The sequence below is a fragment of the Streptomyces sp. NPDC043861 genome (assembly GCF_056435905.1).
This window is the reverse complement of record NZ_JBWKDP010000016.1, coordinates 1-25,471: the sequence shown is the minus strand read 5'-3', so window position 1 is coordinate 25,471 and position 25,471 is coordinate 1. Positions and strand designations below refer to the sequence as shown.

The 25,471-nt window shown below is 70.3% G+C and carries 27 protein-coding genes and 1 pseudogene; 10 read left to right on the top strand and 18 right to left on the bottom strand.

What is annotated here, in order from left to right; translation table 11 throughout:
* Positions 1 to 178 precede the first annotated feature (178 nt).
* The 6 genes from AC068D_RS29580 to AC068D_RS29555 all read right to left on the bottom strand — a co-directional run bounded on the left by AC068D_RS29580 (position 179) and on the right by AC068D_RS29555 (position 6,054).
* Positions 179 to 1,099, bottom strand: a complete 921-nt coding sequence (locus tag AC068D_RS29580) for a sirohydrochlorin chelatase (protein WP_478826157.1) — start codon at positions 1,097 to 1,099, stop codon at positions 179 to 181.
* A gap of 95 nt (positions 1,100 to 1,194) precedes the next feature.
* Positions 1,195 to 2,283 (bottom strand): N-acetylglucosamine kinase, encoded by a 1,089-nt coding sequence (locus AC068D_RS29575; RefSeq protein ID WP_478826156.1) that lies wholly within the window; start codon positions 2,281 to 2,283, stop codon positions 1,195 to 1,197.
* Positions 2,280 to 2,954, bottom strand: coding sequence for a uracil-DNA glycosylase (locus tag AC068D_RS29570; protein ID WP_478826155.1), 675 nt, complete (start codon positions 2,952 to 2,954; stop codon positions 2,280 to 2,282). Before AC068D_RS29570 ends, AC068D_RS29575 begins: the two co-directional genes overlap by 4 nt.
* Positions 2,955 to 3,008: 54 nt before the next feature.
* A complete protein-coding gene (locus AC068D_RS29565; protein ID WP_478826154.1) occupies positions 3,009 to 4,094 on the bottom strand; it encodes a WD40/YVTN/BNR-like repeat-containing protein in 1,086 nt (361 codons plus the stop codon).
* A 156-nt stretch (positions 4,095 to 4,250) separates the two neighbouring features.
* Complete coding sequence (locus AC068D_RS29560) at positions 4,251 to 5,330, bottom strand: NADH:flavin oxidoreductase/NADH oxidase (RefSeq protein ID WP_478826153.1); 1,080 nt, start codon at positions 5,328 to 5,330, stop codon at positions 4,251 to 4,253.
* Positions 5,331 to 5,508: 178 nt separating this feature from the next.
* Positions 5,509 to 6,054, bottom strand: coding sequence for a MarR family winged helix-turn-helix transcriptional regulator (locus AC068D_RS29555; protein ID WP_478826152.1), 546 nt, complete (start codon positions 6,052 to 6,054; stop codon positions 5,509 to 5,511).
* Between the two features lie 101 nt (positions 6,055 to 6,155).
* Here AC068D_RS29555 and AC068D_RS29550 point away from each other — a divergent pair, with 101 nt between their 5' ends.
* Positions 6,156 to 6,569 carry an organic hydroperoxide resistance protein gene (locus tag AC068D_RS29550; protein ID WP_478826151.1) on the top strand — a complete coding sequence of 138 codons (414 nt, stop codon included), beginning with the start codon at positions 6,156 to 6,158 and terminating at the stop codon, positions 6,567 to 6,569.
* 178 nt (positions 6,570 to 6,747) lie between these two features.
* Positions 6,748 to 7,098: an ArsR/SmtB family transcription factor gene (locus AC068D_RS29545; protein WP_478826150.1), complete on the top strand. Its 351-nt coding sequence runs from the start codon at positions 6,748 to 6,750 to the stop codon at positions 7,096 to 7,098.
* A gap of 62 nt (positions 7,099 to 7,160) precedes the next feature.
* On the opposite strand, the gene AC068D_RS29540 is transcribed toward AC068D_RS29545, so the two are convergent.
* Positions 7,161 to 8,564: an FAD-dependent oxidoreductase gene (locus tag AC068D_RS29540; RefSeq protein ID WP_478826149.1), complete on the bottom strand. Its 1,404-nt coding sequence runs from the start codon at positions 8,562 to 8,564 to the stop codon at positions 7,161 to 7,163.
* A gap of 60 nt (positions 8,565 to 8,624) precedes the next feature.
* On the bottom strand, positions 8,625 to 9,290 hold the full coding sequence (locus tag AC068D_RS29535; protein WP_478826316.1) for a DUF305 domain-containing protein: 666 nt from the start codon (positions 9,288 to 9,290) through the stop codon (positions 8,625 to 8,627).
* 182 nt (positions 9,291 to 9,472) lie between these two features.
* On the opposite strand from AC068D_RS29535, the gene AC068D_RS29530 reads away from it, so the two are divergent.
* The gene (locus AC068D_RS29530) at positions 9,473 to 10,972 is read left to right on the top strand and encodes an LVIVD repeat-containing protein (protein ID WP_478826148.1); all 1,500 of its coding nucleotides are present in this window, start codon (positions 9,473 to 9,475) and stop codon (positions 10,970 to 10,972) included.
* Here AC068D_RS29530 and AC068D_RS29525 read toward each other — a convergent pair.
* From AC068D_RS29525 to AC068D_RS29500, 6 genes are all read right to left on the bottom strand, one after another.
* A complete protein-coding gene (locus tag AC068D_RS29525; RefSeq protein ID WP_478826147.1) occupies positions 10,960 to 11,631 on the bottom strand; it encodes a TetR/AcrR family transcriptional regulator in 672 nt (223 codons plus the stop codon). The genes AC068D_RS29530 and AC068D_RS29525 overlap by 13 nt on opposite strands.
* A 208-nt stretch (positions 11,632 to 11,839) precedes the next feature.
* A complete protein-coding gene (locus AC068D_RS29520; RefSeq protein WP_478826146.1) occupies positions 11,840 to 12,538 on the bottom strand; it encodes an HAD family hydrolase in 699 nt (232 codons plus the stop codon).
* A gap of 18 nt (positions 12,539 to 12,556) precedes the next feature.
* Positions 12,557 to 13,234, bottom strand: coding sequence for a phosphatase PAP2 family protein (locus tag AC068D_RS29515; RefSeq protein WP_478826145.1), 678 nt, complete (start codon positions 13,232 to 13,234; stop codon positions 12,557 to 12,559).
* 33 nt (positions 13,235 to 13,267) lie between these two features.
* Entirely contained in the window at positions 13,268 to 14,203 is a 936-nt protein-coding gene (locus AC068D_RS29510; RefSeq protein ID WP_478826144.1) for a M56 family metallopeptidase, read from the bottom strand.
* Between the two features lie 87 nt (positions 14,204 to 14,290).
* Positions 14,291 to 14,851: a DUF5134 domain-containing protein gene (locus tag AC068D_RS29505; protein WP_478826143.1), complete on the bottom strand. Its 561-nt coding sequence runs from the start codon at positions 14,849 to 14,851 to the stop codon at positions 14,291 to 14,293.
* 84 nt (positions 14,852 to 14,935) lie between these two features.
* On the bottom strand, positions 14,936 to 15,340 hold the full coding sequence (locus AC068D_RS29500) for a VOC family protein (protein ID WP_478826142.1): 405 nt from the start codon (positions 15,338 to 15,340) through the stop codon (positions 14,936 to 14,938).
* A gap of 46 nt (positions 15,341 to 15,386) precedes the next feature.
* Between AC068D_RS29500 and AC068D_RS29495 the strand changes: the two genes are divergently transcribed.
* Positions 15,387 to 15,938 (top strand): GNAT family N-acetyltransferase, encoded by a 552-nt coding sequence (locus AC068D_RS29495; protein ID WP_478826141.1) that lies wholly within the window; start codon positions 15,387 to 15,389, stop codon positions 15,936 to 15,938.
* 30 nt (positions 15,939 to 15,968) lie between these two features.
* Here AC068D_RS29495 and AC068D_RS29490 read toward each other — a convergent pair whose 3' ends face one another.
* Positions 15,969 to 16,652, bottom strand: a complete 684-nt coding sequence (locus AC068D_RS29490) for a glycerophosphodiester phosphodiesterase (protein WP_478826140.1) — start codon at positions 16,650 to 16,652, stop codon at positions 15,969 to 15,971.
* A 524-nt stretch (positions 16,653 to 17,176) separates the two neighbouring features.
* On the opposite strand from AC068D_RS29490, the gene AC068D_RS29485 reads away from it, so the two are divergent.
* From AC068D_RS29485 to AC068D_RS29475, 3 genes are read left to right on the top strand one after another with little or no spacing between them, the layout of a single operon-like run.
* Complete coding sequence (locus AC068D_RS29485; RefSeq protein ID WP_478826139.1) at positions 17,177 to 18,574, top strand: DUF6421 family protein; 1,398 nt, start codon at positions 17,177 to 17,179, stop codon at positions 18,572 to 18,574.
* A 26-nt stretch (positions 18,575 to 18,600) separates the two neighbouring features.
* Complete coding sequence (locus AC068D_RS29480; protein WP_478826315.1) at positions 18,601 to 19,356, top strand: SDR family NAD(P)-dependent oxidoreductase; 756 nt, start codon at positions 18,601 to 18,603, stop codon at positions 19,354 to 19,356.
* Between the two features lie 14 nt (positions 19,357 to 19,370).
* Positions 19,371 to 20,432, top strand: coding sequence for a threonine aldolase family protein (locus AC068D_RS29475; protein WP_478826314.1), 1,062 nt, complete (start codon positions 19,371 to 19,373; stop codon positions 20,430 to 20,432).
* Between the two features lie 257 nt (positions 20,433 to 20,689).
* Here AC068D_RS29475 and AC068D_RS29470 read toward each other — a convergent pair whose 3' ends face one another.
* Together AC068D_RS29470 and AC068D_RS29465 are read right to left on the bottom strand one after the other, a co-directional pair.
* Positions 20,690 to 21,247 (bottom strand): DUF1990 family protein, encoded by a 558-nt coding sequence (locus AC068D_RS29470; RefSeq protein WP_478826313.1) that lies wholly within the window; start codon positions 21,245 to 21,247, stop codon positions 20,690 to 20,692.
* A 78-nt stretch (positions 21,248 to 21,325) separates the two neighbouring features.
* A pseudogene (locus AC068D_RS29465) lies at positions 21,326 to 22,126 on the bottom strand (YndJ family protein); the annotation flags it as partial.
* Between the two features lie 247 nt (positions 22,127 to 22,373).
* On the opposite strand from AC068D_RS29465, the gene AC068D_RS29460 reads away from it, so the two are divergent.
* Complete coding sequence (locus AC068D_RS29460; RefSeq protein WP_478826312.1) at positions 22,374 to 23,066, top strand: B3/B4 domain-containing protein; 693 nt, start codon at positions 22,374 to 22,376, stop codon at positions 23,064 to 23,066.
* A 49-nt stretch (positions 23,067 to 23,115) separates the two neighbouring features.
* Here AC068D_RS29460 and AC068D_RS29455 read toward each other — a convergent pair whose 3' ends face one another.
* Complete coding sequence (locus AC068D_RS29455) at positions 23,116 to 23,835, bottom strand: lysophospholipid acyltransferase family protein (RefSeq protein WP_478826138.1); 720 nt, start codon at positions 23,833 to 23,835, stop codon at positions 23,116 to 23,118.
* 200 nt (positions 23,836 to 24,035) lie between these two features.
* Between AC068D_RS29455 and AC068D_RS29450 the strand changes: the two genes are divergently transcribed.
* The gene (locus AC068D_RS29450) at positions 24,036 to 24,359 is read left to right on the top strand and encodes a TlpA family protein disulfide reductase (RefSeq protein WP_478826137.1); all 324 of its coding nucleotides are present in this window, start codon (positions 24,036 to 24,038) and stop codon (positions 24,357 to 24,359) included.
* A 312-nt stretch (positions 24,360 to 24,671) separates the two neighbouring features.
* Positions 24,672 to 25,178 carry a flavin reductase family protein gene (locus AC068D_RS29445; RefSeq protein ID WP_478826136.1) on the top strand — a complete coding sequence of 169 codons (507 nt, stop codon included), beginning with the start codon at positions 24,672 to 24,674 and terminating at the stop codon, positions 25,176 to 25,178.
* The last annotated feature ends 293 nt before the right edge of the window (positions 25,179 to 25,471 follow it).

Sequence of the window (25,471 nt, the reverse complement as noted above, 5' to 3'; positions counted from 1 at the left end):
GTGCCCCCACCGCCCTGCGATGCTTCCTCTCGGCCCTGGCGGGCCCGGGGAGACCCCATCGCATCCGACGCCGCGGGCCGGTCCTCAAAGTTCGCCAGGACAGGACCCAGCCGGCGCGGGCCGTCCTCGCTCCTGCGGACACGAGTCCGGGTCGGCCGGGCCGGAGCCCGGACCAGGGTCAGTGGGCCTGGGCCCCCTGCGGCTGCATCGGGATGCCCAGCGCGGTCGTGTACTTGGACAGCACCAGCTTGCCGATGGCCGGGTATGCGCCGAGCGGCTCGGCCGCGGCGCAGCCCGCCTCCTCTGCCGCCGCCGCCAGCAGACCCTCCGGCAGCTCGGGGCCGACCAGATACGGGGCGAGCGCCAGCTGCCCCGAACCCGAAGCGCGCAGCTCCCCGGCGGTCGCCGCGATGGCGCCCTCCTGGTCCAGAGCGGCGGCCATCACCGGCACGGCGAGCCGGGCGGCCAGCAGCATCCCTGTTATGCCGGCGGCCTGGACGGCCTCGTCGCCGCCGACCGTGGCCAGGACGATGCCGTCGGCCGCCGTCGCCACGGTGAACAGCCTGGCGCGGTCGGCCCGTGCGAGACCCGCCTCGGACAGCCGCACATGCAGGGCCTCGGCGAGCAGTGGGTGCGGTCCGAGGACGTCGGTCAGCTCCGCCGTGGTCCGGCTGTCCATGACCGCCTGACGGATGCGGCGGGTCAGGGCGCTGTCCGGACCGGCGAGCAGCGGCACGACGACGGAGGCCGGGCCCTCGGGTTCGGCGACCTCGCGACCGGCGGCCCTGGCCAGCTCGTACCGCTCGGTGCGCAGTGCGGCGGTGTGTGCGAGCACGCTCCCCAGCGTGGGGTACTCGGTGTCGTCGCCGTCCAGGTAGCCGATGACGGCCTCGAGGCCGGGCAGCTCGGAGCGGGCGATGCTGACGACTTCCTCGGCAAGGCTGCGTATCGCGGAGCTGGGGGTGCCGGGCACGGCGAGGACGAGCGCGGGCGCGCCCTCGGGAGCCGCCACGGGCTCCGGACGGCGGTGCCGCCCGGGCTGGCGGGGTCGCGGCATTCGTACAGGCAGGCCGGATGCGGGCCCAGTGGGGGAGCTCATGGCGCCGCATGCTACTGGTTTTGTCGTCGCGACAGTTCGGGGAGGGGGCGGTCCCGTGTCGTATGTCCGTAATTGTTCTATGAGTTCGTCAACCGTCATCTGTCCTGGTATGAACCGAATGAGCGCACCGCCACGTGCAGCATGCGCGGATCCGGCGGCAGCAGCAGTGAGCCGGCGGCGAGCGCGGCAGCGAGGTTCACCGAACCGGCCAGCGGATCGCCGGCGGCGGACACATGCCGGGCGTGCGGGAGTTGCCGCCCGAGCGCCGCTGTCAGAGGTACGAGCAGAGGCTCGCCCATCTTGAACACCCCGCCGGTCAGAGCGACTTCGCACGACCCCGCCGACGGCGGCGGGCACACCGCGGCCGCTGCCGACGCGATGTGATCGGCGGCGTTCGCAAGGATGTTCCTCGAGACCGGATCGTCCGCGGCGCAGCGGGCGACCTCGGGGGCGAACGAGGCGAGCAGCGCGGCCCGGTCGGAGCGTGGGTAGAGCAGCCCGGGCAGTTCTTCCGCCGGGCCGAACAGGGACTCCAGGCGGGCCAGCAGGGCGGCGGAACCGCCCTTGCGTCCGTCGTGGGCGCGCAGCGCGGCTTCCAGGCCCGCCCGGCCGATCCACGCACCGCCGCCGCAGTCCCCGAGCAGATGACCCCAGCCGTCCGCCCGGCGCCAGCCGGTCAGATCGGTCCCCAGCGCGATCATGCCGGTGCCCGCGGCGACGACCGCACCCGGGTGCTGGCCGAGTGCTCCGGCGTACGCGGTCACGGCGTCCGCGGCGAGCGCCACTCTGCGTACCCCGAACGCCCGCTCCAGCGCACCGGGCACCTCCGCCCGCAGTTCATCACCGAGCGTGGCCATTCCGGCAGCTCCGACCGCGACGGCCACCAGTCCGGACGGCCCGGTGCCCTCGGTGGTGTCCGTACCCGCGCCCGCGGGCCGGGCGACGGCGGCGTGCCCGACGTCCGGTGCCCCGGCCTCCGCGAGCAGGGCACGCGCCATCGGCATCAGTTGCTCCAGCAGATGCCCGGCCTCGATACCGCCGGGCCCGGTACGGACCGGTTCGAGGGACTCGGCGGTCCGGGTGGCTCCCGGGCGTGCGGCGGGCGCGAGCGCGACCCGCAGCCCCGAACCGCCGGAATCGACACCCAGCACCCATCCGGTGGCGGTTTCGCCGGTGGTGGTCACGGGAGCTGCCAGTCCACCGGCTGCGCACCTTGGCGGGTGAGCAGCTCGTTCGTCCTGCTGAACGGCCGGGAGCCGAAGAAGCCCCGGTCGGCGGACATCGGCGACGGGTGCGCGGACTCGATCGCCGGAAGGTCGCCGAGGAGCGGCCGCAGATTGCGTGCGTCACGTCCCCACAGCACCGAAACCATGGGCGTCCCGCGGGCCGCCAGGGCCCGGATCGCCTGCTCGGTCACTTCCTCCCAGCCCTTGCCGCGATGGGCCGCCGGTTTGCGCGGAGCGGTGGTCAGCGCCCTGTTGAGCAGCAGCACTCCCTGCCGGGTCCACGGCGTGAGATCGCCGTTCGACGGCCGCGGCAGTCCCAGATCGGTGTGCATCTCGCGGAAGATGTTCTCCAGGCTAGGGGGCAGCGGTCGCACCTCCGGCGCCACCGAGAAGCTCAGTCCCACCGCATGTCCCGGGGTCGGATACGGATCCTGGCCGACGATCAGGACCCGTACCTCGTCGAACGGCTGCTGGAAGGCGCGCAACACATGCGCTCCCGCCGGCAGATACGTCCGGCCCGCGGCGATCTCCGTGCGGAGGAAGTCGCCCATCGCGGCGATTCGTGATGCCACCGGTTCGAGGGCGTCCGCCCAGCCCGGTCCTACGATCTCTTTCAACGGTCGTGCCACGGGGCGTCACTCTACTGGTGCAGCGCGTGCCCGGTCCCACGCGGCCGGACGTCCTCAACCGAGCGTCGCCGCCCGGACGCACAGCACATCGGGCAGATGCGAGGCGAGTTGCTGCCAGCTGTTCCCGTCGTCCGCGCTCGCGTACAACTCGCCGTTCCTGTTGCCGAAGTACACCCCGGCCGGGTCGGCGTCGTCCGTGCACATGGCATCGCGCAGCACCGTGCCGTAGTGGTCGCCGTCGGGGAGCCCCGCGGACAACGGCTCCCAGGTCCCGCCCGCGTCGCTCGTGCGATAGACCCGGCAGCGGCGGCCGGCCGGGACACGGTCCGCGTCCGCGTTGATCGGAAAGACGTACGCCACGTCCGGACGGTGCGGATGCGCCGCGACGGCGAAGCCGAAGTCGGAAGGCAGGCCCTGGCCGATGTCGGTCCACTCCGCGCCGGCGTTGTCGCTCCGGTACACACCCCAGTGGTTCTGGAGGTACAGCCGGTCCAGATCGCCGGCGTCCTGGGCGATCTTGTGAACGCACTGGCCGAACTCGGGATGCGGATCCGGCAGGAAGACCGCGGACACCCCCTGGTTGGACGGATCCCAGCTGGCGCCGCCGTCCCGGCTCCGGAACACCCCGGCGGTGGAGACGGCGACGGTGACGGCGTCGGCGCTCCGCTTGTCCGTGACCACGGTGTGGACGGCCTCGCCACCGCCGCCCGGCACCCACTGCGACCGTGTCGGGTGCTCCCACAACGGCCGCACCAGCTCGAACGTCTCCCCGGCGTCCTCGGACCGGAACAAGGCCGCGGGCTCCGTGCCCGCATACACGACGTCCGGTGCGGCGGGCCCCGCCGGATGCAGCTGCCAGACCCGCTCCAGGGAGGCCCCGGTGTCCTTGGGAAATCTGACGGCCGGCTTGGCCGGCTCGGTCCAGGTCGCTCCCAGGTCGTCCGAGTGGAAGACGGAAGGACCCCAGTGCGCGCTGTCACCGCCCACGAGCAGCCTGGGGACCGGGCGGCGGGTGTCGATTCCGATCGAGTACACCGCCTGCGCGTTGAAGTGCGGGCCGTCGAAGTCCCATCGGCCGCCGCGCCCACGGCCGATGAAGAGACCTTTGCGAGTGCCCACAGCGAGCAGTACATCGGTCATGTGCCGACACCTCCAGGACGCCGTTGTCGCGGATACGGGCAAGTCTGCACCCGGCCACTGACAGCGTCCCTCTGCGCGGGCGTTCCCGCAGGTCGGCCCGGCCGCGCGCGGCTCCCGGCAGGCACCGCGCACGGCCGGAACGGACCGGGCGCGGGGTCAGACCGAGCGGTGGTACTGCTCGGGGACGCGGACCCGGCCTCCCAGTTCGGCGGCCGCCTGTCGTGCCCACGAGGGATTGCGCAGCAGCTCGCGGCCCAGCAGCACCGCGTCGGCCTCGCCGCCGGAGAGGATCTTCTCGGCCTGCTCCGGTTCCGTGATCAGCCCGACCGCCGCCACCGGCAGGCCCGTCTCCGCCTTCACCCGGGCGGCGAACGGCACCTGGTAGCCGGGGCCGACGGGGATGCGCACCCCCGCCGCGTTGCCGCCGGACGAGACATCGAGGAGGTCGACGCCGTGTTCCTTGAGCAGCGCCGCGAAACGCACGGTCTCGTCGACCGTCCAGCCGTTCTCCTCGAGCCAGTCGGTCGCCGAGATCCGGAAGAACAGCGGCAGCCCGTCCGGCCACACCGCCCGGACCGCGTCGACGACCTCGAGTGCGAACCGGGTGCGGTTCGCGAACGAGCCGCCGTACGCGTCCGTACGGTGATTGCTGTGCGGGGAGAGGAACTCGCCGATGAGGTAGCCGTGCGCCCCGTGCACCTCGACGACCTCGAAGCCCGCGGCCAGTGCGCGCCGCGCGGCGTCCGCGAACTGGCCCGCGATTCCGGCGATCTGGCCATGCGTCAGTTCATCGGGCACCGGATGGCGCTCGTCGTGGGCGACCGGACTGGGTCCGACCGGCCGCCAGCCGTCCGCGTCGGGGCCCACCGGGGCGCCTCCCTGCCACGGCCGGCCGGTCGATGCCTTGCGGCCCGCATGGGCCAGCTGGATTCCGGGGGCGGTGCCCTGGTCCTTGAGGAAGCGGGTGATCCGGCGGAATGCCTCGGCCTGGGCGTCGTTCCAGATTCCGAGGTCGTTCGGGCTGATCCGGCCTTCGGGGGAGACCGCGGTGGCCTCGACGAGGATCAGGCCGGTGCCGCCGACCGCGCGGGCCGCGTAGTGGGCGAAGTGCCAGTCCTGTGCGACACCGGCGTCCCGCCCGACGGTCTCGGCGCTGTACTGGCACATCGGTGCCATCCAGACGCGGTTGGGGACGGTCAGCGACCGAAGGGTGTACGGCTCGAACAGCGCGCTCACGGCGGACTCCATTCACGGCGGGGCCGAGGGCCGAAAGTAAGACTCGTACGATAGTCATCGTAGTATGGTAGATGTCAAACTACGACGGTTCTCGTACGAGGCCGTGCATGGGCTCCGATTGCGAGCTCATGGGTGGTGGCGTCGTTGTGGACGAGGCCTCGCCGTGCGATCCCCGCGGTCAGTGGGCGTCCCCCTCCGCCGCGCCGTCCGGGACCTCGTCGCCCTCGTCCGGACCTGCGCAGGCCGGCCAGGTGCCGAGGTCCAGATCGGCTGCGTCGAGCTTTGCGGTGAGCGACGACAGACGTTCCTGGAGGTCGCCGATCTCTGCCAGGGAGAGCCCGGTCGCCGTGGCGATCCTGTGGGGTACGAGGAGGGCCTGCTCCTTGAGGGAGAGCCCCTTCGCGGTCGGGCGAACCGTGACCGAGCGCTCGTCCTCGGTGCTGCGTCGCCGCTCCACCAGGCCGAGCGTCTCCAGCCGCTTGAGCAGCGGCGAGAGGGTCCCGGAGTCGAGCCGCAGGCGGGTGCCGATCGCCTTGACGGGCAGTTCTCCGTGCTCCCAGAGCACCAGCATCACCAGGTACTGGGGGTAGGTGATCCCCAGGTCCTTGAGGACTGCCCGGTAGACGCCGTTGAAGGCGCGGGATGCCGCGTGCAGCGAGAAGCAGATCTGCTGGTCGAGGCGGAGGACCTGCTCGTCCCGCCGGGTGTCCGGTGTCGTCTTCATGGGTCCAGAGTACCTACCCCTCGCGCAATCAAGTTGTGCACAACTGAATTGTGTGCTGTAGTTACACCTGTCCGACCCCACCGAACACAGGGATGGTTCCCATGAACGCGCTCTACACCGCAGTGGCCACCGCCAATGGCCGCGAGGGTCGTGCCGTCAGCTCCGACGGCCGCCTGGACCTGCCGCTTGCCGCGCCCAAGGCTCTGGGCGGCAGTGGCGAGGGCACCAACCCGGAGCAGCTCTTCGCGGCCGGCTATGCGGCGTGCTTCGCGAGTGCCCTCGGCCTGGTCGGGCGGCAGGCGAAGGTCGACACGAGCGAGATCTCGGTGACCGCCGAGGTCGGCATAGGCAAGGACGAGGACGGCGGTTTCGGTCTGACCGCGGTCATCCGGGTCGAACTGCCGGCCTCGCTCGAGGGCGAGACCGGCCAGCTGCTCGTGAAGCAGGCCCACCAGGTCTGCCCCTACTCCAAGGCGACGCGCGGCAACATCCCGGTCGAGCTGGTTGTCGAGTAAGTCGAGTAAGTCGAGCAAGTCGAGTAACCGAAGTCCCGGCCGCTGCGCGAGGCGGCCCGCGGAGACGCCGGTGCGGTGCCCGGACGGCCGGGCACCGCACCGGCGTCAGGTCGATATGGCCTCAGAACTACGATGAACCTCGTACGATGGTGGCACCCGGATGAAGTGGAGTGCCGCCGTGACCAGTGCGACAAGCCCCCGTGCACTCGCCCACCCCGGGCGCGACGAGATCCGCCTGGAGGGTGTGCTCCATGCGCTCTCCGACCCGATGCGGCTGCGGGTCGTGCGCGAGCTCGCGACGGCACCCGACGCGCTTTCCTGTTCGCACGTCGAACTGCCCGTCACGAAGTCGACGGCAACGCACCATTTCCGGGTGCTGCGCGAGAGCGGAGTGATCCGGCAGGTCTACCGGGGCGCGGCGAAGATGAACGGGCTGCGCCGCGACGATCTGGACACCCTGTTCCCGGGCCTGCTCGACAGCATTCTGGCCGCCGCCGCGCGCGAAGCGGGCCGCCTCGGCACCGACTGACCACCACCACGAGTCCGCAGGACGTGCCTCGGTCCCGGCGGGCCGCCGCCGGGACCGAGAGGTCATGCCGCCGGCTGCCGATCCTGAGTCAGCTCCTGCTCCTGCGGGGCTCGCGCGCCGAGTGCCGCGTCCAGCAGGCCGGCCCAGTCGGGGATCTTCACCGAGCGCCTGCCGAGGGAGTGCCCCAGCGCCGCCTCGGCCTGCTCGATCGCCAGCCAGCCGGGCCACTCCACCGGCTCGTGCCCCAACTCCCTCAGTGCGACCAGTGGTTCACCCGAAAGGGGCCGCGCCGCCAGCGTGGCGGCGTCCGCGAGCAGCGAGTTCACCGTCTCCTTGGCGCACGGCCGGTTGCTCCCGATCACCCCGGTGGGCCCACGCTTGATCCATCCCGACACGTACTCGCCGGGTGACGGTACGCCGTCCCGCAGGATCCGTCCCGCCTCGTGCGGCACCGTCCCGCGGGCCGGGTCGAACGGCAGCCCGTCCAGCGGCACTCCGCGATAGCCGACGGCCCGCAGCACCAGCTGTGCCTCGATCTCCTCGTAGGTACCGGTTCCACGCACCCCACCGGCGCCGTCCGGCACGGTCCGCTCGAAACGCACGCCCGCCACCCGGCCGTCGCCCTCCAGCAGTTCCACGGGCCGTAGGAAGAACCGCAGCCGGATACGGTGGGCCGGGTCGGGCGATGCGTCGTGGACCGCGTCCGCCCAGCCCCGTACGACTTCGACATTGCGCCGGTTCACGGCCGCCAGCGCCGACGGGTCGGCGTATCCGGGATCCAGCAGGAGGTCCTCCGGATCCACCCCCATCGATGCGTCCGGCAGCCCGCCCAGCTCCCGCAGCTCCTTCGTCGTGAACTTCGCCTGCGAAGGGCCGCGCCGGCCGACCATGTGGACCTCGCGCACGCCGCTGGCGGCCAGCGCGCCGAGCGCCGCCCTGGGCACATCGGTCGGCTGCAGTTCGGCCGCGCCGCGCGAGAGGATCCGCGTGACGTCGACGGCGACATTGCCGACCCCGATCACGACCGCGGACCGGACCCCCGCGAGGGCGAATCCGCCGGCCGCAGCATCGGGATGGGCGCTGTACCAGGACACGAAGTCGGTGGCCGAGCAACTGCCGGGCAGATCCTCGCCGGGCACCGACAGTCTGCGGTCCCTGGCGGCCCCGACGCAGTACACGACCGCGTGGTAGAGCTCGAGCAGCCGGGCCGGCGCCAGGCCACGGGCGCCGACCTCGACATTGCCGACAAAGCCGATCCGTTCGTGCTCCAGAACCGTTCGGAGGTTGTTCTGCAGGGACTTGATCTTCTCGTGGTCGGGTGCGACTCCGTACCTCACCAGCCCGTACGGGCACGGGAGCCGGTCCAGTACATCCACGTGGACATCGGGGACCAGGGACTGCTGTACGAGGGCCTGAGCGGTGTACACCCCGCTCGGGCCGGAACCGACGACGGCGACTCGAAGCACGACCGCGCTCCTTCCGCAGGGTGCTTCCAGCATGGCACCCGGGCGGGCGCACGGGGAGGCTCACATCAAGCGCATACGGCTGATCTCTGCCGTCTGCTGTGCGATCACATCGTTGGCCATTTCCTCGACCTGGACGTTGCTTCCCTCGGACAGAACATCGGCGGCCATGGCGATCGCACCCTCGTGATGCGTGATCATCAGCTTCAGGAAGAGCTCGTCGAACGCCTTCCCCTTCGCCGCACGCAGTTGTGCCAGCTGCGCCTTGGTGGCCATTCCGGGCATCGCTGCGCGGTCATGGGCGCCGTGACCGCTCGCCTCCCCGCCGTCACCGTTGTTTTTCAGCCAGCCCTGCATGGCTCCGATCTCGGGCTGCTGCGCCGCCGTGATCCTCTCCGCGAGCCTCTTCAGCTTCTCGCTGCCTGCGCGGTCCGGTACCAGGTCGGTCATCTCCAGGGCCTGGCCGTGATGCGTGATCATCATCTGTGCGTACGAGAAGTCCGCCGCATTGGGAGTGCCGGCCGGGGCCGCCTTCCTGGCCTCCTCGGGCGACAGCGTCTTCGCGGGTTCGCCCGGCTTGCCGGGCGCCACCACGCCGGGGTGGTCGTCGCCCCTGCCGGCCTGCCCCGTGGGTTGCGGGTTCGACTCGCAGGAGCTCAGGGCCAGTACGACGGCCGCGGACAGTGCGGCGAGCGCGGATCCGCGGACGAAACGTGATCTAAGGAGCAGCAACACAGCAACCTCCTGGAGCGTTAGGGCTCGTCGGCGACCGAACTTGCTTGGTTGCACGGCTGAATGATCAGTTTCCTTCAATACGGCTCTGTTCCCATCTGTTGGAATGAGCATGCAAAGGACGATACTGCCGGGGTCCGTGAACCGTTCAACTTCGAACGGAGACAAGGGAGGACGCAGTGTTCTCATTGCACACCACCCGCGTGCGGCGCAGACGTCCGGCCGTGGCAGCTGCCGCAGCCGGGCTGCTCGCCACTCTGCTGACGGCCGGACCCGCGGCCGCCATCCCCGACCCCGGTGACACCCCGCCCCAGGGAAAGGTCTCCACGGCACAGCGCGCCGAAGCCAAGTCCGCAGTGGCGAGCGGCGAGATACCCGGCGTGGACGAGATCGTCCACAGCGACAACGTCAAGCACCTCGCCAACATCCCCAAGGACGCGCTCCTGGGGACCAATTCGGACCTGGCCTTCCAGGGCAAGTACGCCTTCGCCGGCAACTACGACGGCTTCCGCATCTTCGACATCAGCAACCCGAGGGCGCCGAGGACGGTCGCCCAGGTCCTCTGCCCCGGATCGCAGAACGACGTCTCCGTCTCCGGCGATCTGCTCTTCCTCTCCACCGACTCCTCGCGCAACGACAACTCCTGCAACAGCACGTCGCAGCCCGCGACGGAGAAGTCCTCCTGGGAGGGCATGAAGATCTTCGACATCAGCGACAAGCGCAACCCGAAGTACGTCGCTGCCGTCGAGACCGCCTGCGGATCGCACACGCACACCTTGGTGCCCGAGCGCCGCAACGTGTACGTGTACGTGTCCTCGTACTCGCCGAACGCGGCGTTCCCGGACTGCCGGCCGCCGCACGACGGGATCTCCGTCATCAAGGTGCCGCGCAAGGCTCCCGAGAGGGCGGCGATCGTCAACTTCCCGGTGCTCTTCCCGGGCGAGGGTCCGGACGGGGGCGGCAACCCCGGTGGTCCCACCAACCCCGGTGTCTCCAAGACGACCGGCTGCCACGACATCACCGTGCTGCCCTCGGAGGACCTTGCCGCGGGCGCCTGCATGGGTGACGGAATCCTCTTCGACATCGAGGACCCCGAGCACCCGAAGGTCATCGACCAGGTCCAGGACAATGTCAACTTCGCCTTCTGGCACTCGGCGACGTTCAACCAGCGTGCCAACAAGGTCGTCTTCACGGACGAACTGGGCGGCGGTGGCGCCGCCACCTGCAACGCCGTCGTCGGGCCGAACCGCGGTGCCGACGGCATCTACGACATCGTCGGCAAGGGCGACAAGCGCAAGCTCGTCTTCCGCAGCTACTACAAGATCGGCCGTCACCAGGCGGACACCGAGAACTGCGTCGCCCACAACGGCTCGCTGATCCCGGTCAAGGGCCGCGACATCATGGTCCAGGCCTGGTACCAGGGCGGCGTCTCGGTGTGGGAGTTCACCGACTCCGCCAAGCCCAAGGAGATCGCCTACTTCGAGCGTGGTCCCCGCTCCACCGACACCATCACCTCGGGCGGTTCGTGGTCCGCCTACTACTACAACGGCCACATCTACTCGAACGACATCGCCCTGGGCCTCGACGTACTGAGGCTCGACGACCGCCGCACCGACAAGGCGAAGCGGATCCGCATGCACGAGCTCAATGTGCAGACCCAGCCGGACTACTTCGACTGATCCGCCGGATCCGACCGCGACTGGTCCGGAACCGCACGTGCACGGCCCGTCCCGCCGGGTGGTCTCCCGCCCGGCGGGACTCCCAGCTCCCAGTCCAGCCCGTACCGCTGGAACAGCTCCGCCCGCAGCCGCTCACGCGGCATCGGTGCCCCCGGCAGGGCCACCGCGAACACGGCACCCATCAGCAGCGCGCGCAGCAGTGGATAGTCGGCGTCCACGTCCTGCGAGCCGTACCGCTCGACCGTGTCGCGCAGCAGATGTGCCAGCCGTTGCTGCTCCGGGCACTGGACGAACCCCTCGGCCTGCAGAATCCCCGCCATGTGGGCCCTCATCAGCACCGGCCGGTCCACCGCGAGCCCCAGTACCGCGTCGATGGCCCGTGCCAGCCGTTCCCGGCCGTCGTCCGTGCGCGGCTCGCGCTCCAGGGCCGCCTCGAGCGTCAGATGCATCAGCCGGTGCACCGCGGACTGGAAGAGCTGCCGTTTGCCCGCGAAGTAGTACGAAACCAGCCCGCGCGCCGACCCCGCGCGGTCCGCGATGTCACCCAGGGTGGTCGATTCGTAACCGCGTTCCGTGACGAGATCCACTGTGGCCTGCAGCAGGCGCTCCCGGGAACGCCGACGGAGTTCTTCATTGACCGACGCGCTCCGCGGGGACATGCTTGACTCCTGCGTTGACTGGCTCTCGGCCAATATACTCAGCGCGAACCGCCCAGGAACGTGTACGTGCCTGGTCAGCGGGGGTGGCCGGCCAGTCCGGGCGACGCGGGGGATCGCCCGGCCCGGTCGGTCCGCCATGTGTTCGTGCGGAAGACGGATGCCCGCATTCCGTGGCTCTGCCTCCAGTGTCGCCAATCCGGGTCCGGATTCATACGCCGACCAGGCCGAGAACCGGGCGCAGGCCTTCCGGCCGCTCGTCCACCGGCAGATGGTCCACGAAGCGCACGGCGCAGCCCAGCTTCGCCGCACCGCCGTCCGCGTGCCGGTCGTCACCGACCATCAGTACCTCGCTCGGGTCCTGCCCCAGCGCGTCGCAGGCGACCCGGAACAGCCGGGTGTCCGGCTTCTGGACTCCGTGCCGGTACGACAGGACGTAAGCGTCCACGAACGCGTCCAGCCCATGGGCCAGGAACACCGGCCGGGGGTCCCAGCCGATGTTGCTGACCACCGCGACACCCGCACCGCGCCGCCGCAGTTCCCCGAGCACCTCGGCCGCATCCGGATAGGGCCGCCAGGCGGGCGGGGTCTTGTGCCGCTCGTAGAGGGCGTCGTAGAGCCGCGGATCCGGCAGCCCGACCTGGCGGGCGAGCCCGACATAGGCGGCGCGGTGGCGCTCGGGGCGCTCGTCCCTCGTGGACCACAGCTCGGCCAGGGACTCCGGGACGCGCTGCGGGGTGGACCCGCCGGGCAGCGCCCCCGCCGCCTCCAGTTCGCGCGCGTACTGCTCGAACTCCTCCCGTCCCACCGACACCCCCGTCGCATCGAGCGCCGCACGCAGCCATGCCGTGACGGGTTCGATCCGGAACAGCGTTCCCGAGAAGTCGAAGAGCACGCCTTTGATCGCCATGGGGTGATCCTCACGGGGTCAGCGTCTCCAGATCAAGGCCGCGCGCTCGTACGACGCCGCGGTGAGGGCGACCAGGAAGACGCCCAGCAGCCAGCCGGCCATCACGTCCGTGAACCAGTGCACCCCCAGATAGAGCCTGGTCAAGCCCACACCGACCACCGAAACGGCGCAGACGAGCACCGCGGCCCACCACAGGCGCGGCCCCGCACCATGGCGCCCCAGCAGCCAGAGCAACAGCCCGCAGGTGACCGCCGCCGTCATGGCGTGACCGGAGGGGTAGGCGGAATAGTGCGCGGTGTCCACCGGGTCCGGCCAGTGCGGGCGCTCACGGCCGACCACGGACTTCAGCACCTGCTGCAGAGCAGACCCCACGGCGCTCGCACCCGCCACCCACAGTGCGAGCAACCGGTCGCCCCGCCACAGCAACAGGACGACGACCGCGGCCACCAGGACACGCATCGTCCACGGGTCCCAGACCCAGTCGCTGAAGATCCGGTTCGCTCGGGTGAAGCCGGGATCCGCGACCGCGGATCTGTGCAGTCCGTCCGCGACCGTGCGGTCGAACGAGATCACCGGCGCCCAGCCCACGGCCACCACCACCAGCAGCAGTACCGAAAGGACCGCGGTCAGGGCCGCGACTCGGGAAGGTGCGCGGAACAGGGTGTGCGGACGCGAATGACCGGTTGCGGGAGGCATGGGGGGATCTTGCCCGCGATCGCGGCGATGAGGCTATGCCAGAGCGCGCAGACCGGGCACGAATGCCACCAGCAGCGGTACGACCGGAACCAGGGCGGCCGCCGTGGTCAGCCCCAGCCGATGGCCCGCGGTGAGCCGGGGGACCGGAGCGAGAAGCCTGTTCACGCGCTGCGGCAGCTGGGCGTCGGGCGTCGGGCAGGGGCCGAAGACTCCACGGTGCTCGTTCAGCTCCACCAGCGCCAGCGCAATGGTCAGCCGGCCGAACCGCCGGGAGGCGACATCGTCCGCCGCCAGTTCCACCAGCCGGTGCATCTCGTCCCGGAACGCGGCGAACACCGGCACCTGCGGAAAGCCGTTCGCAAGCGCCGTCGAGCAGTGCAGCAGCCAGTCGTGGCGGGCCCGTGCGTGCCCCTGCTCATGGGCGAGCACGGCATCGAGCTGACGGCCCTTCAAGCGGCGCAGCGCCGCAGTGGTGATGACCAGCTGGGGTGCCGCGCCCGGCAGCCACCATGCGTCGGGGCGGTCGCCCTCCAGGAGGACCAACGGATCGCTGCCGGGACTCTCGCCCGGCAACAGGGGGGCGCGCACCAGGAGTTCGGCCCGCCGCCGCTTGCGCCGCATGTGCGCCCGGTAGACCTCCTGGGTCAGCATCGCCCCGGTCCACAGCCCGCCGCACGCCAGCAGCACGGCGAGCACTGCCGACCACGGGCCGTGCGCCCCCCATGCGTACGCCTCCACCACAGCGCTCGGGGCGGGCGCGAACACCGATCCCCGCACGTCCTGCCAGGCCGCCGCGGCACTGATGGTCATGGAGAGCGCGAAGCTCAGCAGAACCGAGGCCACCACGCACTGCCACACCCACAACGCCACCACCGGCTCACGCTCCGGCCAGTCGGCCCGCGACATCAGCCGGGGTGCCACGACGGCGGCCAGTGCGCCGAGAGACAGCAGCGCGAGGGAGACCATCATGGGATCCAGCCTATGAGCGCGGTACTACTCCCGGGTATGGGCGGACGGGCCAAGTGATGTACACCACGGTTTCCCCATCCGGGTGTCTCACACACCGAGCAGCATGGCAACCATCGCCATGCCCATCGACACTCTGCAGGCCAGCGCCAGCTCCGGCAGGGTGGCCCACGCCGCCTCCGCACCGCCGGCGCGGGCGCCGACCGGGACCAGCCGCGTACCGGTCCGGAGCACGAACACGGCGAAGTACACGAGCAACGCCCCGGTCAGCAGCGGTACTCCGCCCGCACCTCCGTGCCCGCCGTGTCCGCCGGAGACGCCGGGCGCCATCGTCACGGCCATGTACACCATGGCCAGCGAGCCCACCAGATGATGCATGTGGCGGGTGCCCCCCGGCGAGCCACGCGCCGCCCACAGGCTCTGCAGCCCCACCGCGCCGAAAACCGCGGCGTACACCGGCCAGGCCCAGTGCGGCGGGGGAGCGACGGCGGAGGGCAGGGCCATCGCGGCCATGCCGAACCCCATCACCGCCTCGCCGCCGGCGGCTCTGCGCTCCTCACCCGTGCTGCTGCGCATGCGCAGCAGGCAGTACGCCCCTGACGCAGCGCACAGCGCGACCAGTAACCAGCCCGACGTCGCCGGTCCGTGCACCGAGCACCTCCCCGCTCGACGGTGTCGGACAGGTGATGCCCGTGCCTCGCTCGGCACATACGAGCGCACAGGTGTACGCGGGGCTCAGAGCCCGGTCTGCGGTGCCTCGGGCCGGCGCAGCGGATGGTCCTCGGGCACCTCGACCACCGCGATCCGCAACCCGTCGGGATCGGTCAGCCACATCTCCACCAGGCCCCACGGTTCCCGCTGAGGAGGCCGCACCACCGAAGCCCCGTGCGCCAGGACGTGCCCGTACGCCGCCTTCGCGTCGGAGACCTGAAGCCAGAGCGCCGGCCCGGGCGCGGGCGGCGTCTGCGAGCGTCCGGAAAGCTCCAGGAACCCACCGCCGAGGAAGTAGACCGTTCCCCGGTCGGGTCCGGTGCCGAACTCGCGGTAGATCTGCAGACCGAGTACGTCCTCGTAGAACCGCCGGGACCGCTCGGGATCGGTCGGCCGCAGCAGGATGCGGCTGCTCAGCACGTGCATCATGGTCAGCACAGTAGACGGCACATGAGCGATCGGAGCCCCGACACCAATGGACACAGCCCTGCCGCAGGACCCCGCCCGCCTGTCGTTCCGCGACGCCACGGAGGCCGATGTGCCCGCGCTCGTCGGGCTCATAGAGTCGGCGTACCGCGGAGACAGCAGCAAGGTCGGCTGGACCACCGAGGCGGACATCCTGGACGGGCAGCGGACCGACCCGGCCGGCGTCCGGCAGGTCATCGCCGCGGAGGGCAGCAGGCTCCTCGTCGTGGAGCGGGACGGCAGCCTGATCGCCTGTTGCCAGCTGGAACTCCGCGGCGAAGCGGCGTACTTCGGGATGTTCGCAGTCCGTCCCGAACTTCAGGGCGCCGGGCTCGGCCGGCAGATCATCGCCGAGGCCGAGCGCAGCGTGCAGGAGTCGTGGGGTGTCCGCGAGATGCACATGACGGTGATCTCGGTCCGCGACGAGCTCATCGCCTGGTACGAGCGGCGCGGCTACCGCCGTACGGGAAAGATGACCCCGTTCCCGTACGGCGACGAGCGCTTCGGGGTGCCGCGGCGCGAGGACCTTCAGTTCGAGCTGCTGGTGAAGGATCTCGGCTGAGCGATCCGGCGGCAGGCCGTCGGGCGTGCGTCAGGCCGTGAAACGGCTGGTGCGCCGGATCTCCGGGAAGTCGGTGGTGGCGCCGTCGAGTTCGAGGGCGCGCACCAGCCGCAGATGCTCCTGTGTGTTGACGACCCAGCCGAGCACCCTGAGGCCCGCGGCGTGCGCCTGTTCCACGGTCTCGAGGGTCAGCCGGCGGATGTTGAGCGCGAGCGCGGCGGCGCCCACCGCCTGCGCACGCTCCACCACGTCGCCGCCCCAGCGGCTGGCGACGAGGACCGTCCGGACCCCGGGCACCAGCGAGGAGATCTCCGCGACCGCCTCGTCCTGGAAGGACGACACCTCCACCCGGCCGACCAGATCGTGCCGGCGCATCACATCGGCGAGCGCTCGTGCCGCCGCGATGTCCTTGATCTCGGCCTGGAGCGGCGCGCGCACGGCAGCCAGTACCTCCTCGAGGACGGGGATGCGCTCGCCATGACCGGCGTCGAGCTCCCGCAGCTCGGCGAGGGTCTTCTCGGCGATCGCCCCGCTGCCGTCGGTCGTACGGTCCACCTCCGCGTCGTGCATGACGACGAGGGCGCCGTCCTTGCTCAGATGGAGATCCAGCTCGATGGCATCCATGCCCGCCTGCTCGGCGCGGACGAAGGAACGGAGGGTGTTCTCCGGTTCGACACCCATGACCCCGCGATGACCGATGGTGAGGAAACTCAAGATCTTCTCGCTTCCGTCGATGGTTCGGGCTCGGGTCGCTTACGGCTCCCGCGCGGCGCCGGTGCCCCACGCGGCCCGGGCGCAGCCTAGTGGCCCACGTTCATCGCGTAACCGGTCGTGCACAAGGACGCCGGGCCCGTGGCGCCGGTGGTTCCGGGGGCTTCACCGGGGGTCGGCTCACCCGTGAGTGGGCGAGTCCTGCGGGCCTTGACGGGGCCGATCCGCGCTGCGCACCACCGGGCGGTGCCGCGCAGTGCACACCCCTCGGCAGGGGCTTCGCCCACCGCTGGGTCACCGGACGTGCATGCTTTCCGGCCACCGGGGGACACTCATCCATGTTCCGGGCGGATGGGCGCCTCGTCACGGTCACCGACCGGATCTGATGCCTCCGGATGTGTGAAGGGCAACAAAATCTGCGGTGACCAAGGGGGTCGACAGGATAATTTCCCAAAGTCACACTTGTACGGAAGAGACACGCACGGATACGGTGTCTTGACGCGAGGTTCTCCCGTGAAGGAAGTGACATGACGGAAATTCTTGTGCAGGACGCTATCGGTAGCGAAATAGCCACTGCCGCTCGGGTGGTCGAGCACCCGGCCTGGCGCACGCTCAAGGATGCCGTCGAGGAGATCCGCCCCTGGCAGTCCAACGACGGTTCGATCGACTTCGATGCAGAGGGCGCCCCGGTCCGCGCCTCCGCGGAGTACGCCGTCGAGCGCCTGGTCGCCGCGGTCGAGGATCTTTCCCCCCTCCTCCCGCACGACGCCGCGTATCACCGTGCGCTCGTCGCCGACCTGCAGAAGTGGGCCGACAGCGCGTTCGACGTGCCGGACTTCCTGGACTCGCTGCTGGCCTTCCAGCCTGCCGCCGACCGCAGGGACGGCCTCCAGCACATGGTCGTCTTCCCCATGTACACGCAGAACGGCAACCCGGACCGCAACTTCGAAGCGGTCGTGCTGCGCATGGTCTGGCCGGAGTGGCTCGCCGAGCTGGAGGCCACCCGCTACGACAACCCGCTCTTCTGCGGCATCACCTTCGAGGACTTCACCGCCGGGTACGACACCAACTCGGCCGTCCTGTTCCCCGAGACCATCGCGGTGCGTGAGGCCCCCGAGCGGTTCAGCTGGGGCGGCATCTTCTGCGACCGCGAGGCGGCCCGCTTCCGCCGTGTCACGGACGCGGCCGTGGACATCCTCGGCATGGAGCTGCCCGAGGACATCGCCGCGATGGTCCACGACCAAGGGCGCTGCGAGAACGCCTTCGTGCTCTGGGACATGATCCACGACCGTACCCACAGCCACGGCGACCTGCCCTTCGACCCCTTCATGATCAAGCAGCGCCAGCCGTTCTGGATGTACGGCCTGGAGGAGCTGCGCTGTGACCTCACCGCCTTCAAGGAGGCCGTGAAACTGGAGTCCGAGGGCAACGCGCACGGCCGGGACGTGCAGTACGCGGTCCTCTTCGACCGGATGTTCCGCTTCCCGCTCTCCGGCGACCGTGTGCGCAACTACGACGGCCTCGGCGGCCAGCTGCTGTTCGCGTACCTCCACAAGCACGATGTGATCCGCTGGACCGACAACAAGCTGCGGATCGACTGGGAGCAGGCCCCCAAGGTCACCAACCAGCTGTGCGCCGAGATCGAGAAGCTGTACCGCGACGGCATCGACCGTCCGAAGCTGGTCCACTGGTTCAAGGCGTACGAACTGGTCGCCACCTACCTCGCACCGCACCCGGGCTCCCGCTGGGCCAAGGGCCCCGACGCCCTCGACCTCACCCAGCCGCCCCGCAAGCTGGTGGACGACGTGCTTCCGGACGAGTTTCCGCTCAGCATGTTCTTTGAGGCGCTCTCCAAGAAGATGAAGGACGTGATCGCCTCGACCAAGGGGATCACCGCGGCGAACGCCGAACGAGCTGCCGCGTGAACTCTCGTACCGAGGAGACCAACACCATGAAATCGAACGGCAACGGAGTGCTGGACGGTGCCGTCATCGCGGTGGCAGGGGCGGCCGGCCCCGCCGGCCGTGCCTGCCTGCTGCGACTGGCCGAGGCCGGGGCCATCGTCGTGGCCGCCGACGCCGACACCGAGCGGCTCGCCGAGGCGGTCGACGCGGCCCGGTATGCACACGGCGGTGCGACCGTGACCGGGGACACGGTCGATCTGCTCGATCTGAACGCCACCCGCGACTGGGCGAAGCAGACCGAGAAGGAGTTCGGGCGGATCGACGGTCTGGTCCATCTGGTGGGCGGCTGGCGCGGCAGTGCCACGTTCGCCGAGACCGAGCTGGCCGACTGGAGTCTGCTGGAGAAGTTGCTGATCCGCACGGTCCAGCACACTTCGCTCGCGTTCCACGAGCCGCTGAAGCGAAGCGACAAGGGCCGGTACGTACTGGTCAGCCAGTCAGGTGCCGCCAGGCCCACCGAGGGCAACGCCGCCTACGCCGCCTCCAAGGCCGCCGCCGAGGCCTGGACCCTGGCGCTCGCCGATGCGTTCCGTAAAGCTGGGGGTGAGGAGGGCCCGCGCGCCGCGGCTGCCATCCTGATCATCAAGGCACTGGTGCACGACGCCATGCGCGCCGAGCGCCCCAATGCGAAGTTCGCGGGCTTCACGGACGTCAAGGAACTGGCCGAGGCCATTGCCGGAGTCTGGGACCGGCCCGCCCCGGAAGTGAATGGACAGCGTCTGTGGCTGACCCCCAAGCCGTGAGCCCGTTGAAGAACGTGATCACGGACGCCCGCCGGCATCACGACCCCCAGGTGCGCGGCTTCGCCAGCGACAACTACGCAGGCGCGCACCCGGAGGTGCTGGCTGCCCTCGCCCTGGCCAACGGCGGGCACCAGGTCTCTTATGGCGAGGACGAGTACACGGACCATCTCCAGCGGATCATCCACAGCCACTTCGGCTCGTCGGCCGAGGCCTTCCCCGTCTTCAACGGCACGGGGGCCAATGTCGTCGCGCTGCAGGCGCTCACCGACCGCTGGGGTGCGGTGATCTGCGCCGAGTCCGCGCACATCAACGTGGACGAGGGCGGGGCGCCGGAGCGGATGGGCGGCCTCAAGCTGCTGACCGTACCGACGCCGGACGGCAAGCTGACTCCCGAGCTGATCGACCGCCAGGCGTACGGCTGGGACGACGAGCACCGGGCCATGCCGCAGGTCGTGTCGATCACCCAGAACACCGAACTGGGCACCGTCTACACGGTGGACGAGATCCGTGCGATCGTCGACCACGCGCACGGTCTCGGTATGAAGGTGCACCTCGACGGCGCCCGGATAGCCAACGCCGCCGCGTCGCTCGACGTGCCGATGAGGGCGTTCACCAACGCGGTCGGTGTGGACGTCCTGTCGTACGGCGGCACCAAGAACGGCATGCTCTTCGGCGAGGCCGTCGTCGTCCTCAACCCGGACGCAGTCAGCCATATGAAGCATCTGCGCAAGCTGTCCATGCAGCTGGCCTCCAAGATGCGTTTTGTCTCGGTGCAGTTGGAAGCACTCCTGGCCAAGGACCTCTGGCTGCGCAACGCCCGGCACTCCAATGCGATGGCACAGCGTCTCGCGGAGGGCGTGCGGGCGGTCGGCGGTGTGGAGATCCTCTACCCGGTCCAGGCCAACGCGGTCTTCGCCCGCCTTCCGCACGAGGTCAGCGTGCGACTGCAGAAGCGCTTCCGCTTCTACTTCTGGGACGAGTCGGCCGGCGACGTCAGGTGGATGTGCTCCTTCGACACCACCGAGGACGACGTGGACGCGTTCGTGCTGGCGCTCAAGGAAGAAATGGCGGCCTGAGGGACAACTTCTGGTGCTGCGGCCGGACGCACACGACCGGTCGGCTTCGAGCAACGGATCGCCTCGGGGCTGTCCGGCCGTGGTGCCGGGCAGCCCCCGAGGCGCACATCTCGCCGCTGAGGGCTGTCCCGCAATCCCCGGCGGAGCGGGGGAGTGCCCCCACCGCCCAGCGATGCTCCCCTCGGCGCCGGCGGGCCCGGGGAGACCCCACGCATCTGGCACCGCGCGCCGGTCCACCAGGAATTGCGGGACAGCCCTCAGGCGAGTCCTGGCACCTCATGCGTTCCATGGTCGTCGGCAGCCGCCGCGGCGATCTGCCGCATCGTGCGGCTCAGCCGGCGGGCATACAGATGCTGGAGTACGGGTACGAGCGGGCCGGCGAGCCGCGTGTACCACCGGGCGGGCCGGGAGAACGCGGTCACCGTGAACCACACGGTGCCGTCTCCGCCGAGTTCCGCGACGAACGACTCCTCTCCCTGTTCGGGGTGTCCGGCTCGGGTGCCGTAGGCGAATCCCCGGCGATTTCCGCTGTCCTCCGCCCATATCACCTGGCAGGGCGCGACGAACCGCAGCGGTCCGATGCCCACGGACAGCTCGACGGGGAGGTTCCGCTCCGCGCGTGGTGTGTCCGCCCGGACCCGTGCCCCGGATGAACGGTGCATCCGCCAGCTGACGATCGCGTCGCCCGCGGCCTCGAAGGCGGCGCGGCCTCTGCCGACCGCGGTGCGGTGGCGGAGATGGTGGTAGCCGTCCGGGAGGGGGTCGACGCGGGTGGCGCCGACCTCGGGGTAGTTCACTCGGGGCGTGGTGTCCATGCGGCACTCCTCGGGCTGGTGCTTCGTGTGCAGGGGACGGGGGGCCGGCGCGGTGCGGACGCTCCCGTTCGGGGCGGTCAGGCGCTGCCAGGCCAGCACCGAACAGAGGGCGAATCCCAGTGCATTGCCGAGACCGTGGGTGGAGGCCATCCAGGTGAGGTTCGGATGTGGCAGCCCCGTGGCTTCACCCACGGCCCAGCTCAGGGCCAGAAGCATCGTCGCCACCAGGGCGGATGCGGACACGCCGAGGAGCGCCCGGCTCAGCCGCTCTGCGCTGCCGGTGCGGATCTCCCGCCAGGTCAGCAGGCCGACGGCCCACATCCCCGACGTCAGTACGAGGGCCCCGGCCAGCTCGGCCACGTCGTTCACGAAGTAGCCGGCGAGGACGAGCAAGGTCCCGACGGGGACGCTGAGCGCGGCGTAGCGGCCCAACGGTCCGTCCACCGCCCGGCAGACGAGTCCGGCCACGAGCGCTGCGGTGAAGCCCGCGTAGTGGAAGTGCGGGACGGTCAGAGCCAGGATCTCCAGGTCGAAGCCGAAGAGGCGGTGGCCCGAACGCTCGGCGACCAGCGCGACCCCGGCCACCGCCGGTGTGGCCAGAGCGGTCAGCGTGGCGATCTCGGAGGGGGCCAGCGATCGGGTGCGCCGCAGACGCACCGGGGCGTACAGCGCCAGCGCGGCGGTGGCGAGGGCGTAGACCGAGGCCAGAGCCGTGGCGGCCGGCCCGCGCGGCAGCCAGAGAGCCACTGCCCCGGGGATGGCGAGCAGGGGCCACAAGCGGCCCAGCAGCACCGGCGCCGGGGCGCCGACGAGCCTGAGGCCCGCAGGGACGATCACCAGTATGCCCAGCATCACGATCGCATTGACCAGGACGGTCATCATGACCCCGCTCCTTGAACGTGTTCAGTTCCCCTGCCCCGGAGCCTAGGGGTAGATGTTGAACATGTTCAAGTCCTCTTCGGTGCGACTGTCCGCGAGCCCGGCCGGGAGTGGAGTGCGGGATGCCCGCGGGTCGGGACCGAAGGGTGGGCGGCATGAGAAGTCGAATGAAGTGAACCGCGTGGTGCTTTATGATGGACTGCACGCGTCCATCGTCACGCTGAGAAGCGCCGAAGCAAGGCAGAAGATGACCCTCATGCTCACCGTGTCCGACCAGGTGCGCACCCTGGTTCCCGGTTTCACCCATCTTGCCGTCGAGGCGTATGGCCTGGTCAACGGGCCCAGCAGTGAAGAGAGTTCGGCCCTGCTCGACGACGCGGCCCGCCGGCTCGCCGAGCGGCTCGACGGCCGCGCCCCGCACGAGGACCCGCACATGGCCGCCTGGCGTGCGGCGTACACCGCCTTCGGTGCCAAGCCGTCCCGTACGCGGAACTCGGCCGAGGCGCTCGCCAGGCGCGCGGCGGCGGACGGTGGACTGCCGCGCGTCAATCTGCTCGTGGACGCCTACAACGCAATCAGCGTGGCGCATCTGATCCCGGTCGGCGGCGAGGACCTGGACCGTGTGCGGGGCGCCATGCGGCTGGTGCGCGCCACCGGTGAGGAGCCGTTCGTCGTGGTCTCGGCGGGCGAGGAGACGGTGGAGCACCCCGACGCGGGCGAGATCGTCTGGTGCGACGACGAGGGGGTCACCTGCCGGCGCTGGAACTGGCGCCAGGGCCCGCGCACCCGGCTCACCGAGGAGTCGGTGAACGCGATCTTCCTGCTGGAGTCGCTGGCACCCATGACGACCGGTGCGCTCGAGGCCGCGGGTGCCGAACTGGCCGAGATGCTGGAAAGGCTGAGCCCCGGGGCGCGGATCACCGTCCACACCCCGGAGTGACGGGCCGCATCAGGGTGTGACGTTCCGGCGGCCGGCTGCCGACCGGCCGTCAGACCCCGCGGACTTCTGCCGGGGTCGGCGCCGTGCCCCCGAGGTGCGCGGGCACCCACCAGGTGTCGTTCGCGTCCTTGGGGCGCACCGGATAGGCGCGCTGGGCCGCCTCGAGCAGTTCCTGTACTCGTTCACGCAGTCGCCGGGTGATCGCACCCGCGTACTGGTCGGTCGGTGCCTCCATCGGCTCCCCGACCCGGATGGTCACGGGGAGGTGGCTGCGCCTGAGGTTCTTCGGACGTCCCTTGGTCCACAGCCGCTGGGTGCCCCACAGCGCCATCGGGATCAGAGGTACGCCGGCTTCCTGGGCCAGCCGCGCAGCACCCGACTTGAAGCTCTTCAGCGTGAACGACTGGGAGATCGTGGCCTCGGGGAAGACCCCGACGATCTCGCCGGAGCGCAGTGAGTCCAGAGCATGCGCGTACGCCGCTTCGCCCTGCGACCGGTCCACCGGGATGTGCTTCATTCCGCGCATCAGCGGACCCGAGATCCGGTGCCGGAAGACCGAGTCCTTCGCCATGAAGCGGACCAGCCGCTTCTGCGGCAGCGCCGCCAGGCCGGAGAAGATGAAGTCGAGGTAGCTGATGTGATTGCTCACCAGCACCGCGCCGCCGGAGCGCGGAATGTTCTCCGCCCCCTGAGTGTCGATCTTCAGGTCGAGCGCCTTGAACATCGTGACGGCGGCGCCGACGACCGGCCGATAGACGAGCTCTGCCATGTGTGGGGAGACCCTTCCTTCACTGTGCCCCGGGTGGGGTTCGCCCGGCGGAAGTTACGCAGCCGTAGGTTTTCGGCAATGGGCAGATCGTGCCCCATACGCGGCGCAACGGCCAGTCCTGGGCGCCTCGTACGGCGAGATTCTCGTCACGTCGTGTCACCGGACGGGAATCTTCGTGGCCCCGGAGGCGCTGGAGACGGATGATGAGCGGATATGTGGAGCGGCTCGGCGCGGCCGAGTTGGGTGCGGAACTGGGGGAGCGGGCGACCCTCGTCCAGTTCTCCAGTGCCTTCTGTCAGCCCTGCCGGGCGACCCGGCGGACACTCGCCGAGGTGGCAGGGATGGTCGACGGGGTCGCGCATGTGGAGATCGACGCCGAGGGCAGTCTGACGCTCGTGCGCGAGCTGGCGATCCTGCGCACGCCGACCGTGCTGGTGCTCGACGCGGGCGGCCGGATCGTGAGGAGAGCGTCCGGGCAGCCCCGCAGAGCCGATGTCATTGCCGCACTCGGCTCGGTGCTCTGAAGCAGCGTGCATCGAGGGCGCGGCTCCGAAGCCCGGAGCGTCTCGAGACGGCGTGCCGAGTGGTTGCTCCGCGGCGGATGTCGGTGCCGTCACGCCTCTCCGTCGCACGGTTCCCCGGCGCCGTGACGCTGCTCCCATATCGCGGGACCCGCTTGACTGCATGCACCATCAATCGCCAGGCTGACGATGTGTCGTTCTCACTCCTTCTCCATGGCCGGGCGCATGCGGACCCGGCCCGCCGCGCGAGTGCGCGCTGTCCAGGTGCCTGAGCAGCCCCGGACCCGTTCGCACCCCCCGCAGAAGGACAACTGCATGACGGCCACGCCCGACCTCGGCTCCTCCCAGCCGGCTTCGCCCGCCCTGCTCCGCTCCGTCTTCCGGCAGCACGCTGCCGGGGTCGCGGTCATCACTGCCTGTGGCGACCGGCCCGTCGGCTTCACCGCCACCTCCCTCAACTCGGTTGCCGCCGAGCCCCCGCTGATCTCGTTCGGTATCGGCACCGCCTCGTCGAGCTGGCCCGTCGTGTCGGAGGCCGGGCACATAGGCGTCCACATACTCGGCGAGCATCAGCGCGAACTGGCCGACACCTTCGCGCGCAGCGGAGCGGACCGCTTCGCCCCGCCCACCAGTTGGCGTAGCGGACCGGAGGGAGTTCCGGTACTCGGCGGAGTGCTGGCCTGGCTGGTCTGCCGGGTCGTCGCCCGGATACCGGCGGGGGACCACCGCATCGTCGTCGCCGAGGCCGTCGCGGGGGACCCGGCCGGAGCCGGACGTCCGCTCCTCTACCACCAGGGGCGCTTCAACGCCCTGAGGGACTGACAGTTCCGGTTACACAGCGTTGTCAACATCACAGTTCCAAGCGCTTGCTTATGGTGCAGTCGCTCGATGTACTGACGAGTAATATTCCGTTCGGAGTGCCGGTCGCCCCGACCGGAAACCCCGCCTTCAGGCGCCTATGCTGCCTGCACAAGGCAGCCCCTGGCCCACGGCACGGGGGACCCACAGAAATGACGGATGCAGTAGGAGAGCCGGCGTGAGCTTGAGGATCGTTGTCTGTGTGAAGTACGTGCCCGATGCCACTGGTGACCGGCACTTCGCCGATGACCTGACGG